Origin of the sequence: Pseudomonas sp. Y39-6, assembly GCF_023651955.1 — a bacterium.
In the GTDB taxonomy this organism is placed as follows: domain Bacteria; phylum Pseudomonadota; class Gammaproteobacteria; order Pseudomonadales; family Pseudomonadaceae; genus Aquipseudomonas; species Aquipseudomonas veronii.
Map to the genome: position 1 here is coordinate 1109457 of NZ_CP069594.1, position 15077 is coordinate 1124533.

A 15077-nucleotide genomic window follows, 5' to 3' on the forward strand; every position below is an offset into this window, starting at 1 on the left:
GCCGGTTAGATGCCGTATGAATAGAGAGAACATTTGCCTGGGAGGAGCGGCCTATTAAACCGCTTTTCGCCAAAGGCCCCTCATTGGGCGTGCGCTTATTGGTGCTGGTCGTGCTTTCGGTCGCGCTGATGGTGGTCGATGCTCGCTTTGCACTGCTCAAGCCCGTGCGTAGCCAGATGTCGCTGGTGTTGATGCAGACTTACTGGATCACCGACCTGCCGCAACGTCTCTACCAGGGCGTGGCCAGCCAATTCGGCAGCCGCACCGAGCTGGTCGCCGAGAACGAAAAACTCAAGACTGAAAACCTGCTGCTGCAGGGGCGCATGCAAAAGCTGGCGGCCCTCACCGAGCAGAACGTTCGGCTGCGCGAGTTGCTCAACTCCTCCGCTCTGGTCAACGAGAAGGTCGAAGTCGCCGAGTTGATCGGCATGGACCCCAACCCCTTTACCCATCGCATCATCATCAACAAGGGTGAGCGCGACGGAGTGGTCCTCGGCCAGCCGGTACTCGATGCCCGTGGCCTGATGGGGCAGGTGGTCGAGTTGATGCCCTACACATCGCGGGTATTGCTGCTGACGGACACTACCCACAGCATTCCGGTGCAGGTCAACCGCAACGGCCTGCGCGCGATTGCCAGCGGTACGGGTAACCCGGAGCGGCTGGAACTGCGTCATGTGGCCGACACCGCCGATATCAAGGAAGGCGACCTGTTGGTCAGTTCTGGCCTGGGTCAGCGCTTCCCGGCGGGTTATCCGGTGGCGACGGTCAAGGAAGTGATCCACGACTCCGGCCAGCCTTTCGCGATTGTCCGCGCCGTGCCGACGGCCGCGCTGAACCGCAGCCGCTACCTGTTGCTGGTCTTCAGCGACAACCGCACCCCGGAAGAGCGCGCCAACGACGCCGCTCAGGCCCAGGAAGCGGAAGACAAACGCAACGGCACCACGCCGATCATCCCGGCGACCGTACCCAAGCCCGCGCCAGCCACACCGCCTGCAACAGCGCCGGCGGTGACTGCGCCCGTGGCCACGCCAGCCAAGCCGGCCGCTCACAGCGCTCGCCCGGTGAAACCGGCGGCGACCAAACCGCCGGCCGCCGCGCCTGCGCCCGCGACGCCCGCCGCCCGGGCAACCACGCGGCAGAGGGAGGAATAATGGCCGGTACTCATTCGCGCAATGGCTGGATCGTCTGGCTGACCTTTGCTCTCGGCTTGCTGCTCAGTGTTTCACCGCTGCCGCAGTTCATGGAAATCCTGCGTCCGCTCTGGCTGGCCCTGCTGCTGGCATTCTGGTCGCTGAACCTGCCGCATAAAGTGGGCATGGTCACCGCTATGTTTCTGGGCTTGGCGGAAGATGTGCTCTATGGCACCTTGCTGGGGCAGAACGCGTTGATCCTGACCTTGATCACCTTCCTGGTGCTCTCATTGCAGCAGCGCCTGCGCATGTTCCCGATGTGGCAACAGTGCCTGGTGATCCTGGTGATCTTCGGCCTGGCGCAGTTGGTGCAGCTGTGGCTCAGTGCCTTGACCGGCAACCGACAGCCGACCTTGGCACTGGTGTTGCCGGCCCTGGTCAGCGCGTTGCTGTGGCCGTGGGTCAGTTTCGGTCTGCGCGGGTTATGTCGCCGCTATAAAATCAATTGAATGGATTGCGAGGCTCTGCCTGGTTATCGAACCCCACAGGGAGAGTCTGCAATGAATTCGCTTTATCTGGCCTCGGGCTCCCCAAGGCGGCGTGAACTGCTGACCCAGATCGGTGTGCCGTTCACTGTGGTCAGCGCCGCGATTGATGAAACGCCTCTTACCAACGAATCTCCCGTTTCCTACGTCGAGCGCCTGGCGCGCGCCAAGGCCGCGGCGGGTTTCGCTGCCCTCGGGGAAACCTCCGGGGCCTGTGTGCTGGGCGCCGACACGGCGGTGATCGTCGACGGCCAGATCCTTGGCAAACCGGTGGATCAGGCCGACGGCCTGGCCATGTTGCTGGCGCTGGCAGGGCGTGAACATGAAGTGCTGACGGCGGTTGCTCTCACGGACGGTCAGCGCTGTGACACCCGATGTGTAAGCAGTCGCGTACTTTTTCGTGGGATTTCTGTCGAGGAGGCTACAAGCTACTGGCACAGTGGCGAACCTCAGGACAAGGCCGGGGGTTATGCTATCCAGGGGCTGGGCTCGGTGTTCGTGGCCGGGCTCAATGGCAGTTATTCCGCCGTGGTCGGCTTGCCGGTGTGCGAAACCGCGCAGTTGCTTGGACAATTCGGCATACCCTGTTGGCAAAACCTTACCGCGCGCTGAACGCCGTACACCAGCGCCCAGCCTTAAGCGACCGGCCACTATTGTGAAAACGCCTGAACGAGACCCAGCCATGAGTGAAGAGATTCTGATCAATATCACGCCGATGGAATCGCGCGTGGCGGTGGTAGAGAACGGTGTTCTGCAGGAAGTTCACGTCGAGCGCACCCAGAAGCGCGGGATCGTCGGCAACATCTATAAAGGCAAGGTCGTGCGCGTATTGCCCGGCATGCAGGCCGCCTTCGTCGATATCGGCCTGGATCGCGCCGCGTTTATCCATGCCTCGGAAATTTCCCTGCGTGAAGGCCCGGCGGTGGAAAGCATCAGCGCCCTGGTGCATGAAGGGCAGAGCCTGGTGGTGCAAGTCACCAAGGACCCCATCGGCTCCAAAGGTGCGCGGCTGACCACGCAACTGTCGATTCCTTCGCGCTACCTGGTGTACATGCCGCGCACCGCCCATGTCGGCATTTCCCTGAAGATTGAAGACGAAGCCGAGCGCGAGCGCCTGAAAAAAGTGGTCAGCGACTGCGTTGCCGCCGAGGGCATCAAGGAAGCGGGTGGGTTTATCCTGCGCACCGCCGCCGAAGGCGCCGGTGCCGATGAAATCCTCATGGATATCCGCTATCTGCGGCGCCTGTGGGACCAGATCGGCACACAGATCAAGACCGTCGGCGCCCCCAGCGTGATCTATGAAGACCTGGGCCTGGCCCTGCGCACCTTGCGTGACCTGGTCAGCCCCAAGATCGAGAAAATTCGCATCGACTCGCGGGAAACCTTCCAGCGCACCACGCAATTTGTTGCCGAACTGATGCCGGAAATTGCTGACCGCCTGGAGCATTACCCTGGCGAGCGGCCGATCTTCGACCTGTATGGCGTCGAAGACGAAATCCAGAAAGCCCTCGAACGCAAAGTGCCGCTCAAGTCCGGTGGCTACCTGGTGGTGGACCCGGCCGAAGCCATGACCACCATCGACGTCAACACCGGTGCGTTCGTGGGGCACCGCAACCTTGAAGAGACCATCTTCAAGACCAACCTCGAAGCGGCCACTGCGATTGCCCGCCAATTGCGCCTGCGCAACCTGGGCGGGATCATCATCATCGACTTCATCGACATGGAAGATGAAGAGCACCAGCGTCAGGTGCTGCGCACCCTCGAGAAGCAGCTGGAACGTGATCACGCCAAGACCAACATCATCGGCATCACCGAGTTGGGCCTGGTGCAGATGACCCGCAAGCGCACCCGCGAAAGTCTCGAGCAAGTGCTGTGCGAGCCGTGCAGCAGTTGCCAGGGGCGCGGTAAATTGAAGACCCCTGAAACGGTTTGCTACGAGATTTTCCGGGAAATCCTACGAGAGGCGCGAGCCTACCAGGCTGAAGGTTATAGAGTGCTTGCCAACCAGAAAGTGGTCGACCGCTTGCTGGATGAAGAGTCCGGTAACGTGGCTGAACTGGAAGGATTTATCGGGCGCACCATTCGTTTTCAGGTCGAAACCATGTACTCCCAGGAACAATACGACGTGGTGCTGCTCTGATTTTCATTCATTGGCTTTCCCTGAACCCGACAGACCTGGATCTGCGGTCCGACTACTGCCTGAGGGTCGCTTGACATGGAGCGTCTGACACGCTTTTTTGCCGCTTTGACCCGCTGGGGCCTGGGCCTGTGCGCCCTGCTGCTGGTATTGGCGGCGGTGTACGTGAGCCTGGGGCGTGAATTGACCCCGCTGGTCGCCGAATACCGCGCAGAAATCGAAGCCAAGGCCCAGGCCGCGGTGGATATGCCGCTGCAGATCGGTCGCCTTGAAGGCCGCTGGAGCGGTTTCGCCCCTGTGTTGCTGGCCCATGACGTGATGGTGGGCGAGGGCAGCAATGCCTTGCGCCTAGATCAGGTGCAGGTGGTGCCGGACATCTGGGCCAGCCTGATGGCGCGCGACGTGCGTATTGCCCATCTGGAAGTCAGCGGCCTGCAACTGAGCGCCAGGGAAGACAAGGATGGCCACTGGGCGCTGCAAGGCCTGCCGGTGCAGGACGACCAGCCGCTGGACCCGGAACAGTTGCTCAAGCGCATGCAGAGTGTCCAGCGCGTGTCGTTGCTGGATAGCCAGGTCACGTTGCAGCCGTTCGACCAGGCGCCGCTGACCTTCACGTATGTGGGCCTGAGCTTGCAAACGGGCGCGACCCGCCAACGCCTGGACGCCCGCCTGACCCTGCCGGATGGCCAACCCCTGGCCCTGAGCCTGCGCACGCAGATCCGCGCCAGTGCCTGGAAAGACGCTGAGGTCCAGGCCTACCTGAGCCTGCCCCAGAGCGATTGGGCCAAATGGGTTCCGGCCAGGTTGACCCAGCAGTGGAAACTCACGCAGTTCAAGGCTGGCGGTGAATTCTGGCTGACCTGGGCCAAAGGCACCGTGCAAAGCGCGGTGGTGCGCCTCAACTCGCCGCAAGTGAAGGGCAGCTATGCTGACCGCAAGCCGGTCCACATTGAAAACCTCGCCCTGACCGCCTACCTGCAACGCAGTGAGAGCGGCCTCAAGGTGCTGTTCGATTCGTTGGCGATGAACATCGGCGATAGCCGTTGGGAATCGCGTCTGCAATTGCAGCAACGCCTGGCCACCGACAAGGCGCAGGAAGTCTGGAACCTGCAGGCCGACCGCCTCGACCTGACCCCGATCACCCCGTTGCTCAATGCCTTGGCGCCGTTGCCGGAAGGCTTCGCCAAGACGATCGAACACCTCAAGGCCACCGGCCTGCTGCGCAATGTGCTGGTGGATTTTCGTCCGCAGGACACGACCGATCAGAAAGTCAGCTTTGCCGCCAACCTCGAGCGGGTAGGCTTCGACGCCTACTTCGGCGCCCCTGCCGCACGCAACGTTTCCGGCAGCATCAGCGGCGACCTGGGGCAGGGCGAGCTGCGCATGGACAGCAAGGACTTTTCCTTGCACCTCGACCCGATCTTCGCCAAGCCCTGGCAGTACATCCAGGCCAATGCGCGCCTGACCTGGAAGCTCGATCAGCAAGGTTTCACCCTGATCGCGCCGTATATCAAGGTGCTGGGCGAGGAAGGCAAGGTCGCCGCCGACTTCCTGATTCGCCTGCATTTCGACAATAGCCAGGAAGACTACATGGACCTGCGGGTCGGCATGGTCGATGGCGATGGACGTTTCACGCCTAAATACCTGCCGGCGGTGCTGAGCCCGGCGCTGGATGAATGGCTGCGTACCGCGATTCTCAAAGGCGCGGTCGATGAAGGCTTCTTCCAGTACCAAGGCTCGCTGAATCACGGTGCGTTGCCGGCTTCGCGCAATATCAGCCTGTTTTTCAAGGTGCATGACGCTGAGTTGGCGTTCCAGCCGGGCTGGCCCCATGTGAGCAAGGTCAACGGCGAAGTGTTTGTCGAGGAGAGCGGTGTCCGCATCCTGGCCAGCAAGGGCCAACTGCTCGATACCGGCGTCAAGGACATCTACGTCAATATCCCCCACGCGCCCGCGGGCAAGGACAGCCACTTACTGCTCACCGGTGAGTTTGCCGGCGGCCTGGGTGATGGCCTGAAAATCCTCCAGGAAGCGCCGATAGGCACCGCTTCGACCTTTGCCGGTTGGAAAGGCGAGGGCGATCTACAGGGCAAGCTGGACCTGGATATCCCGCTGGCCAAGGGCACCGAACCGAAGATCGTGGTGGATTTCCAGACCGACAAGGCGCGCCTGCAATTGGCTGAGCCGCCTCTGGACCTGAGCCAGCTCAAGGGGGATTTCCGCTTCGACAGCGCCAAGGGCCTGAGTGGGCAGAACATCACAGCGCAAGCCTTCGATCGGCCGATCACCGCGCAGATCTTCGCGGATGGCAAGCCGGGCAGTATCAGCACCCGCGTTACCGCCAAAGGCCAGGTCACGGTCAAGCGCCTGACGGACTGGTTGAAAATCAGCCAGCCGCTGCCGGTGTCCGGTGATATACCGTACCAGTTGCAGCTCAATCTGGACGGTGCCGACAGCCAGTTGAGGGTCAGCTCCAACCTCAAAGGCGTGGCCGTGGACCTGCCGGCGCCGTTCGGCATGGCGGCCAGCCAGGGCCGTGACAGCGTGTTCCGCATGACCTTGCAGGGCGCCGAGCGCCGCTACTGGTTCGATTACGGCGACCTGGCGAACTTCACCTTTGCTGCGCCGCCGGATAAATTCAGCGACGGCCGCGGCGAGTTGTTTCTCGGCGATGGCGATGCGCTGCTGCCCGGTGGCAAGGGCCTGCGCATTCGCGGTGTGCTGTCGGAACTGGACATCGATCCGTGGAAGAAACTCATTGATCGCTACGCGGGCAACGACCCGGGAGGCAGCGCGAAACAGCTGTTGAGCGGCGCCGACTTCAAGGTGGGCAAGTTGACTGGCTTTGGGCAGCAGTTCGACCAGGTCAACCTCCAGCTTGACCGCAAACCCTCGGCTTGGGGCCTGCAGTTCGACAGCCAGCAGGCCAAGGGCACGGTCAACCTGTCGGACGCCAAGGGCGCACCCATCGCGGTCAACCTGCAGTACGTGAAGCTGCCGGCGGTGGACCCGACGGTACAGGCGGATGAAAATGCGCCGGACCCATTGGCCGACATCGATCCCAAGGATATTCCAGCGCTGGACATCAGCATTGATCAGCTGTTCCAGGGGCCGGACCTGATCGGCGCGTGGTCGCTGAAGATCCGACCGACCGCCAAGGGCCTGGCCTTCAACAACCTGGACCTGGGCCTCAAGGGCATGCTGCTCAAGGGCGCTGGTGGTTGGGAAGGCGCGCCGGGCGACAGCAGCAGTTGGTACAAAGGGCGCCTGGATGGCAAGAATATCGCCGATGTCCTCAAGGGCTGGGGCTTTGCGCCTACCGTGACCAGTGAAGATTTCCACCTGGACGTGGACGGTCGTTGGCCGGGCTCCCCCGCCTGGGTCGGGCCCAAGCGTTTTTCCGGCAGCCTGGATGCAACATTCCGCAAAGGCCAGTTCGTTGAAGTGGAAGGTGGCGCCCAGGCGCTGCGGGTGTTCGGCCTGCTTAACTTCAACTCCATCGGCCGTCGGTTGCGCCTGGACTTCTCCGACCTGCTCGGCAAAGGCTTGAGTTATGACCGGGTCAAAGGCTTGCTCGCGGCCAGCAACGGGGTGTTCGTGACCCGCGAGCCGATCACCCTGACGGGGCCGTCGAGCAACCTGGAGCTCAATGGCACCATGGACCTGGTGGCTGATCGCGTGGATGCCAAGCTGCTGGTGACATTGCCGGTGACCAACAACCTGCCGATCGCTGCGCTGATTGTCGGCGCGCCGGCCATTGGCGGCGCGCTGTTCCTGATCGACAAGCTGATCGGCGACCGGGTTTCGCGGTTTGCCAGCGTGCAGTACAAAGTCGAAGGGCCATGGAAAGACCCGAAAATCAGCTTCGACAAGCCATTTGAAAAACCAAACTGAGAGCCTGTGGAGTAGCATGGCTGCATGCCATTTATGGAGTGTCGGCCCATGTCCTTTGCGGTAATTCAAATGGTCAGCCAGAGCGATGTGCTGGCCAACCTGGCCCAGGCCCGGCGCCTGCTGGAGCAAGCGGCGGCAAAGGGGGCGCGGCTGGCGGTGCTGCCGGAAAACTTCGCCGCCATGGGCCGCCGCGATGTGGCTGACATCGGCCGCGCCGAGGCGTTGGGTGAAGGACCGATCCTGCCATGGTTGAAACAGACCGCCCGCGACCTCACCTTATGGATAGTGGCTGGCACTTTGCCGCTGCCGCCCAAGGATCAACCGAACGCCAAGGCTAACGCCTGCTCGTTGCTGATCGATGAGCATGGCGAGATCGTCGCCCGCTACGACAAGCTGCATTTGTTCGATGTCGACGTGGCGGACGCGCGCGGTCGCTATCGTGAATCCGATGACTATGCTTTCGGGAGCAACGTTGTGGTGGCGGATACGCCGGTCGGCCGCGTGGGCCTGACGGTGTGTTACGACCTGCGCTTCCCGGAGTTGTACAGCGAGTTGCGCGCGGCGGGGGCTGAACTGATTACCGCGCCCTCGGCCTTCACCGCGGTCACCGGCGCCGCCCATTGGGATGTGCTGATTCGCGCACGGGCCATCGAGACCCAGTGTTATCTGCTGGCGGCCGCCCAGGGCGGGGTGCATCCGGGGCCACGGGAGACTTATGGCCACGCGGCGATTGTCGACCCCTGGGGGCGCGTACTGACGCAACAGGATCAAGGCGAAGCGGTGTTGCTGGCCGAACGCGACAGCAGTGAACAGGCGTCGATACGGGCGCGCATGCCGGTGGTCAACCACCGGCGCTTTTTCTCGCAGGGCGCGCAGCGGCCTGCTTCAGAACGATGAATTTAAGGCCAAACCTATGAGCGAGTTGTTGTCCTCAGTCAGCGAACATCTCCTGGCACCCGGTGGCGTGACCATCGAAAGCCTGCAAACCGTGCTGGGCGATCTGGCCGGGCCGGGCATCGACGCGGCCGACCTGTATTTCCAGGGGCAGATTTCCGAGTCGTGGGCTTTGGAAGACGGGATCGTCAAGGAAGGCAGTTTCAACCTCGACCAGGGTGTCGGCGTGCGCGCGCAATCCGGTGAGAAAACCGGTTTCGCCTACAGCAACGCGATCACCTTGGAAGCCTTGGGCCTGGCCGCCCGGGCTGCTCGTTCGATTTCCCGCGCCGGCCAGAACGGTACGGTGCAGGCATTCAGCACCCAGGACGTGGCCCAGTTGTACGCGCCGGATAACCCCCTGGAAGTGATCAGCCGCGCAGAAAAAGTCGATCTGCTCAAGCGTATCGATGCCGCGACCCGCGCCCTCGACCCGCGTATCCAGCAAGTCACGGTGAGCATGGCCGGGGTGTGGGAACGCATCCTGGTGGCGTCCACCGACGGCGGCCTGGCGGCGGATGTGCGGCCGCTGGTGCGTTTCAACGTCAGCGTGATCGTCGAACAGAACGGCCGCCGCGAGCGCGGTGGGCACGGCGGCGGCGGGCGTACCGACTACCGTTATTTCCTCGCCGAGGACCGCGCCATGGGTTATGCCCGTGAAGCGCTGCGCCAGGCGCTGGTCAACCTGGAAGCCATCCCCGCACCGGCTGGCACCTTGCCGGTGGTGTTGGGCTCGGGCTGGTCTGGCGTACTGCTCCACGAAGCCGTGGGCCATGGCCTGGAAGGCGACTTCAACCGCAAGGGCAGTTCGGCCTACAGCGGGCGCATGGGCGAGATGGTCGCCTCCAAACTGTGCACCATTGTCGATGACGGCACCCTGGCCGGTCGCCGTGGCTCGTTGAACATCGATGACGAAGGCACGCCGACCGAATGCACCACGCTGATCGAAAACGGCGTGCTCAAGGGTTACATGCAAGACAAACTCAACGCCCGCCTGATGGGCGTGGCGCGTACCGGTAACGGCCGTCGCGAATCCTACGCGCACCTGCCGATGCCGCGCATGACCAACACTTACATGCTCGCTGGCGAAAGTGACCCGGCGGAAATCATCGCCTCGGTGAAACGCGGGATCTATTGCGCCAACCTCGGCGGCGGCCAGGTGGACATCACCAGCGGCAAGTTCGTGTTCTCCACCAGCGAGGCGTACCTGATCGAAGACGGCAAGATTACCGTGCCGGTCAAAGGCGCGACGTTGATTGGTAACGGGCCGGAAGCGATGAGCAAGGTGTCGATGGTCGGTAACGACCTGGCGCTGGACAGCGGCGTGGGTACGTGCGGCAAGGATGGGCAGTCGGTGCCGGTGGGCGTGGGTCAGCCAACCTTGAAAATTGATGCGATCACCGTGGGTGGCACGGGGTCGTAAGAGCGGGAGCTTCGGGTGGCGAAGACCGCCACCCGGGGAAGAGGATCAACGCAGGCCGCGTTGAGTCTCGTCCAGCTCACGGATGTACTTGAAGATTTTACGGCTGGTGGCCGGCGCCTTGTTTTGCGCCAGTTCGTGCTGGGCCTGACGGATCAGGGAGCGCAGTTGCTGGCGGTCCGCGTCCGGGTAGTCCAGTACGAATTTCTCCAGCACCGCGTCATCGCCCGAGATCAGGCGGTCACGCCAACGTTCCAGGTTGTGGAAGCGTTCGTTGTACTGGCGAGTGGAGGCATCGAGTTGATCGAGCAGGGTCAGAATCGCGTCAGTGTCCTGATCGCGCATCAGCTTGCCGATGAACATGATGTGCCGTTTACGCGCGATATTCGCGGTGTGCTTGGGTGCATCCGCCAGAGCCCGGCGCATTTCGTCGGTCAGAGGCAGTTTTGCAATCAAGTCCGGCTTGAGCGTTGTAAGGCGCTCGCCGAGGTCAACCAGAGCATGCAGCTCGCGTTTGACCTGGGTTTTGCTTTTCTCCCCATCGAGGGAGTCGTCGTAAGAATCAACCATGGTGGCAGTCCGCAAAGAAACGCCGCCATGATAACCAGTCGGGGGCCGCTTGTCCGGCCCGGTCGCTCGATGGCCTTAACCGAAAGCAGAATTTGAGTGGAGAAAACCATGAGTGCAGCCCAAAGCGTCGGTCCGCAAGCGTTACCGGCACTGCAGGAACAAGTCGAGCAGATCCTTGCCGAGGCCAAGCGCCAGGGGGCCAGTGCCTGCGAGGTGGCTGTGTCCCTGGAGCAGGGGCTGTCGACGTCGGTACGTCAGCGGGAAGTCGAAACCGTCGAATTCAACCGCGACCAGGGGTTTGGCATCACCTTGTACGTCGGCCAGCGCAAAGGCTCGGCCAGCACCTCGGCGAGTGGGCCGGAAGCGATTCGCGAGACGGTGGCCGCCGCATTGGCGATTGCCAAGCACACGTCCGAGGATGAAAGCTCGGGCCTGGCCGACAAGGCGTTGATGGCCAAGGATCTGCAGGATTTCGACCTGTTCCATGCCTGGGACATCACCCCGGAACAAGCCATCGAACAAGCGCTGACCTGCGAAGCTGCGGCGTTCGATGCCGACCCGCGGATCAAGAATGCCGACGGCACCACCTTGAGCACCCACCAGGGCTGCCGCGTGTACGGCAACAGCCATGGTTTTATCGGCGGTTATGCGTCGACGCGCCACAGCCTGAGTTGCGTGATGATCGCCGAAGCCAACGGCCAGATGCAGCGCGATTACTGGTACGACGTGAACCGTCAGGGCGAGTTGCTGGCCGACCCGGTCAGCATTGGCCGGCGTGCTGCGCAACGTGCCGCGAGCCGCTTGGGCGCGCGCCCGGTGCCGACCTGTGAAGTGCCGGTGCTGTTTTCGGCGGAGCTGGCCGGCGGTCTGTTCGGCAGTTTCCTGGGAGCGATTTCCGGCGGCAACCTGTACCGCAAATCGTCGTTCCTCGAAGGTGCGATTGGCCAGAAGCTGTTTCCGCAGTGGCTGACCATCGACGAGCGTCCACACCTGATGCGGGCCATGGGCAGTTCGTCGTTCGACGGCGATGGCCTGGCGACCTATGCCAAGCCGTTCGTCGAAAACGGTGAGTTGGTTTCCTACGTGCTGGGCACGTATGCCGGGCGCAAACTGGGCCTGCCGAGCACCGCGAACGCTGGCGGCGTGCATAACCTGTTCGTGACCCACGGCGAGGAAGACCAGGCGGCGCTGTTGCGACGCATGGGGCGTGGCCTGCTGGTGACTGAATTGATGGGTCAGGGCTTGAACATGGTCACCGGTGATTATTCCCGTGGCGCGGCGGGTTTCTGGGTAGAAAACGGTGAGATTCAGTTTGCTGTCCAGGAAGTGACCATCGCCGGCAATATGCGCGACATGTTCAAGCAGATCGTTGCCGTGGGTAACGACCTGGAGCTGCGCAGCAATATCCGTACAGGTTCGGTCCTGATCGAGCGGATGACGGTCGCCGGTAGTTAATCCTTCCGACGCTTCACCAAAAGGCGCGCCATCTGCAGGATGGCGCGCCTTTTTTTGTGGCTGCATTCCCGGTTGATTGGCTTGCCACTCTTGTGTTGATTATCAATATCATTTAATAATAAATATCATTATCGAATGAGTGCGGATCATGAATGCTGTCCTGCATGAGGACCCCTACCTGGAAAGCTGGCGTTGGATGAGTCGTCAGATTCGCTGCTGCCTCGAGCCCAATGAACCGCGCCTGATCGAACATTACCTCAATGAAGGTCGATACCTCGCCTGTTGCACCGCGACTCATCCATGGACGATCGCTGAAACGGCTTTCCGCCTGCTGATCGACACCGCCACGGACATTGCCTTGCCGTGGCATTGGCGGTCCCAGTGCCTGGACCAGGCCTGGCGCCCGCTGCGCGACCTGGAAACACTCTCCCACTGTGCCTGCCGCCTCAAGCGCTGGCAGGCCTTTGCCTGGCAATTGGCGACGTGCGAATTGCTGCCTTCGATTTCCGTTTCTGACTGGGTGCAAGGATCTTCCGATGAGTAATAACCGTATCGAACGCGACAGCATGGGTGAACTGCAAGTCCCCGCCGAGGCCTTGTACGGCGCGCAAACCCAGCGCGCGGTGAACAACTTTCCGATCAGCCACCAGCGCATGCCGGCGCCGTTCATTCGTGCGCTGATCCTGGCCAAAGTGGCAGCGGCCAAGGTCAACGTCGACCTCAAGCAGATCAGCGAAGGGCAGGGCAAGGCCATTGTCGATGCTGCCCTGGGCTTGCTGGACGGTGACTTCATGCCGCACTTTCCGGTGGATATCTTTCAGACCGGTTCCGGCACCAGTTCCAATATGAACGCCAACGAAGTGATCGCGACCCTGGCCAGCCGTTTGCTCGGTGAGGCGGTCAACCCCAACGATCACGTGAACTGCGGCCAAAGCAGCAACGACATCATCCCGACCACCATCCACGTCAGTGCGGCGTTGGTGCTGCATGAGCAAACGCTGCCGGCGTTGCTGCATCTGGTGCAGGTCATCGAACGGAAGGCCGAAGAGGTCCACCCCTTCATCAAGACCGGTCGCACGCACCTGATGGACGCCATGCCCGTGCGTATGAGCCAGGTGCTCAATGGCTGGGCGCAGCAGCTCAAGGCCAATATCGCGCACCTGCAGGACCTGTTGCCCAGCCTGCAAGCCCTGGCCCAGGGCGGCACGGCTGTCGGTACCGGGATCAACGCGCATCCGGAGTTTGCGCTGCGTTTCAGCCAACAACTGAGCAGCCTGACCGGCGTGCAATTCACGCCGGGCAAGAACCTCTTCGCGTTGATCGGCTCCCAGGACACCGCCGTCGCCGTCTCCGGCCAGTTGAAAGCGATCGCTGTGTCATTGATGAAAATCGCCAACGACTTGCGCTGGATGAATTCCGGGCCCCTGGCGGGCTTGGGCGAAATCGAACTGGAAGGGTTGCAGCCCGGTTCTTCGATCATGCCGGGCAAGGTCAACCCAGTGATTCCGGAAGCGACGGCCATGGTCGCCGCACAGGTCATCGGCAATGACACGGTGATCACCATTGCCGGGCAATCCGGCAACTTCGAGCTGAACGTGATGCTGCCGATCATCGCCCAGAACCTGCTCGGCAGCCTCGAACTGCTGGCCAATTCCAGCCGCCTGCTGGCGGACAAGGCCATTGCCAGTTTCAAGGTCAACGAGGCCAAGCTCAAGGAAGCGTTGTCGCGCAATCCGATCCTGGTGACCGCACTCAACCCGATTATTGGTTACCAAAAGGCCGCTGAAATCGCCAAGCAAGCCTATCAGCAAGGTCGCCCGGTGATTGATGTCGCCCTCGAGCACACCGACTTGCCGCGTAGCCAACTGGAAGTCCTGCTGGACCCGGAAAAGCTCACAGCCGGCGGCGTGTAATCACCGACCCTGCTTTGGAGGCTGACCATGGAGCATTGGAAACGCACGATCGAACGGGCCAATCGCTGCTTTATGCAGGGCGAGTTGGTCGACGCTCGCGAAGCCTATTTACAAGCGCTGGCCCTGGCTCAAGTGTTGTTCGAGCGCTGGGCGAACGCCGACGAAGCAGTGGCGGCTTGCGTCATTTCCCATCACAACCTGGCGGACCTGCACCTGCGCCTGAACCAGCCGGAAGAAAGCGCGGAATACCTTTGTGCCATCCACCAACGGCTGTTACAGGCGCTGCAGGACCAGCGCCTCAGCCCCCAACTGCGCGACGCGGCGTTGCGCCAGAGCAGCAAGACCTACGTCGAACTGTTGAATTTCATCAGCGATCACGGCGAATACCCCCGTACCCATCGCTTGCTGGGCGGTACTGCGGCGCAACCGACCCCTCCTCAATACGGAGCACACTGATATGTCCTACACCTTGCCTGCCTTGCCTTACGCCTACGATGCCCTGGAACCGCATATCGATGCGCAAACCATGCAAATTCACTACACCAAGCACCACCAGACTTACATCAACAACCTCAATGCCGCCGTGGAGGGCACCGAGTTTGCGGGTTGGCCGGTAGAGAAACTGGTGTCGAGCGTCCAGCAACTGCCCGAGCAACTGCGCGCCGCGGTGATCAATCAGGGCGGCGGGCATGCCAACCACTCGTTGTTCTGGGCGGTGATGTCACCCAAAGGCGGCGGCAAACCCGATGGCGCGCTGGGCCAGGCGATCGATGAGCAACTGGGCGGTTTCGACAGCTTCAAGGAGGCCTTCACCAAGGCCGCATTGACCCGCTTCGGTAGCGGCTGGGCCTGGTTGAGCGTGACCCCGCAGAAGACCCTGGTGGTGGAGAGCAGCGGCAATCAGGACAGCCCGCTGATGAGCGGCAACACACCGATCCTCGGCCTGGATGTGTGGGAACACGCCTACTACCTGCTGTACCAGAATCGGCGTCCTGAATACATCAATGCCTTCTACAGTGTCATCAACTGGCCGGAAGTCGCCGCCCGCTACCAGGCCGCCCTGGCCTGATATCACGCCGT

At 62.0% G+C, this 15077-nt stretch carries 13 protein-coding genes; 12 read left to right on the forward strand and 1 reads right to left on the reverse strand.

Annotated features, from left to right (window positions below):
* The first annotated feature begins 53 nt into the window (after nt 1–53).
* From mreC to tldD, 7 genes are all read left to right on the forward strand, one after another.
* The gene (gene mreC, locus JN756_RS05000; protein ID WP_082643815.1) at nt 54–1151 is read left to right on the forward strand and encodes a rod shape-determining protein MreC; all 1098 of its coding nucleotides are present in this window, start codon (nt 54–56) and stop codon (nt 1149–1151) included.
* Nucleotides 1151–1639 (forward strand): rod shape-determining protein MreD, encoded by a 489-nt coding sequence (mreD, locus tag JN756_RS05005; RefSeq protein ID WP_046384686.1) that lies wholly within the window; start codon nt 1151–1153, stop codon nt 1637–1639. The genes mreC and mreD overlap by 1 nt, the downstream gene beginning before the upstream one ends.
* Before the next feature lie 51 nt (nt 1640–1690).
* Complete coding sequence (locus JN756_RS05010; protein WP_057004251.1) at nt 1691–2287, forward strand: Maf family protein; 597 nt, start codon at nt 1691–1693, stop codon at nt 2285–2287.
* A 70-nt stretch (nt 2288–2357) separates the two neighbouring features.
* Complete coding sequence (rng, locus tag JN756_RS05015; protein WP_046384684.1) at nt 2358–3815, forward strand: ribonuclease G; 1458 nt, start codon at nt 2358–2360, stop codon at nt 3813–3815.
* Between the two features lie 75 nt (nt 3816–3890).
* Nucleotides 3891–7706, forward strand: a complete 3816-nt coding sequence (locus JN756_RS05020) for a YhdP family protein (RefSeq protein WP_177030188.1) — start codon at nt 3891–3893, stop codon at nt 7704–7706.
* Nucleotides 7707–7754: 48 nt separating this feature from the next.
* Nucleotides 7755–8603, forward strand: a complete 849-nt coding sequence (locus JN756_RS05025) for a carbon-nitrogen hydrolase family protein (RefSeq protein WP_046384682.1) — start codon at nt 7755–7757, stop codon at nt 8601–8603.
* Nucleotides 8604–8619: 16 nt separating this feature from the next.
* Nucleotides 8620–10062, forward strand: coding sequence for a metalloprotease TldD (gene tldD / locus JN756_RS05030; protein ID WP_046384681.1), 1443 nt, complete (start codon nt 8620–8622; stop codon nt 10060–10062).
* A gap of 45 nt (nt 10063–10107) precedes the next feature.
* Here tldD and yjgA read toward each other — a convergent pair whose 3' ends face one another.
* Nucleotides 10108–10629, reverse strand: a complete 522-nt coding sequence (gene yjgA, locus JN756_RS05035; RefSeq protein WP_010567685.1) for a ribosome biogenesis factor YjgA — start codon at nt 10627–10629, stop codon at nt 10108–10110.
* Between the two features lie 108 nt (nt 10630–10737).
* On the opposite strand from yjgA, the gene pmbA reads away from it, so the two are divergent.
* The 5 genes from pmbA to JN756_RS05060 all read left to right on the forward strand — a co-directional run bounded on the left by pmbA (nt 10738) and on the right by JN756_RS05060 (nt 15066).
* A complete protein-coding gene (gene pmbA, locus JN756_RS05040) occupies nt 10738–12084 on the forward strand; it encodes a metalloprotease PmbA (RefSeq protein ID WP_017845992.1) in 1347 nt (448 codons plus the stop codon).
* Between the two features lie 148 nt (nt 12085–12232).
* Nucleotides 12233–12628 carry a hypothetical protein gene (locus JN756_RS05045; RefSeq protein WP_057004254.1) on the forward strand — a complete coding sequence of 132 codons (396 nt, stop codon included), beginning with the start codon at nt 12233–12235 and terminating at the stop codon, nt 12626–12628.
* Nucleotides 12621–13997: a class II fumarate hydratase gene (locus JN756_RS05050; RefSeq protein ID WP_017845990.1), complete on the forward strand. Its 1377-nt coding sequence runs from the start codon at nt 12621–12623 to the stop codon at nt 13995–13997. The genes JN756_RS05045 and JN756_RS05050 overlap by 8 nt, the downstream gene beginning before the upstream one ends.
* Nucleotides 13998–14024: 27 nt before the next feature.
* Nucleotides 14025–14453, forward strand: coding sequence for a DUF2753 family protein (locus JN756_RS05055; RefSeq protein WP_017845989.1), 429 nt, complete (start codon nt 14025–14027; stop codon nt 14451–14453).
* Between the two features lies 1 nt (nt 14454).
* Nucleotides 14455–15066, forward strand: coding sequence for a superoxide dismutase (locus JN756_RS05060; protein WP_079442869.1), 612 nt, complete (start codon nt 14455–14457; stop codon nt 15064–15066).
* The last annotated feature ends 11 nt before the right edge of the window (nt 15067–15077 follow it).

Coding starts and splice junctions, on each gene's coding strand:
- mreD (WP_046384686.1), top strand. CDS start 1,151: ATGGCCGGTACTCATTCGCGCAATGGCTGGATCGTCTGGCTGACCTTT.
- JN756_RS05010 (WP_057004251.1), top strand. CDS start 1,691: ATGAATTCGCTTTATCTGGCCTCGGGCTCCCCAAGGCGGCGTGAACTG.
- rng (WP_046384684.1), top strand. CDS start 2,358: ATGAGTGAAGAGATTCTGATCAATATCACGCCGATGGAATCGCGCGTG.
- JN756_RS05020 (WP_177030188.1), top strand. CDS start 3,891: ATGGAGCGTCTGACACGCTTTTTTGCCGCTTTGACCCGCTGGGGCCTG.
- JN756_RS05025 (WP_046384682.1), top strand. CDS start 7,755: ATGTCCTTTGCGGTAATTCAAATGGTCAGCCAGAGCGATGTGCTGGCC.
- tldD (WP_046384681.1), top strand. CDS start 8,620: ATGAGCGAGTTGTTGTCCTCAGTCAGCGAACATCTCCTGGCACCCGGT.
- yjgA (WP_010567685.1), bottom strand. CDS start 10,629: ATGGTTGATTCTTACGACGACTCCCTCGATGGGGAGAAAAGCAAAACC.
- pmbA (WP_017845992.1), top strand. CDS start 10,738: ATGAGTGCAGCCCAAAGCGTCGGTCCGCAAGCGTTACCGGCACTGCAG.
- JN756_RS05045 (WP_057004254.1), top strand. CDS start 12,233: ATGAATGCTGTCCTGCATGAGGACCCCTACCTGGAAAGCTGGCGTTGG.
- JN756_RS05050 (WP_017845990.1), top strand. CDS start 12,621: ATGAGTAATAACCGTATCGAACGCGACAGCATGGGTGAACTGCAAGTC.
- JN756_RS05055 (WP_017845989.1), top strand. CDS start 14,025: ATGGAGCATTGGAAACGCACGATCGAACGGGCCAATCGCTGCTTTATG.
- JN756_RS05060 (WP_079442869.1), top strand. CDS start 14,455: ATGTCCTACACCTTGCCTGCCTTGCCTTACGCCTACGATGCCCTGGAA.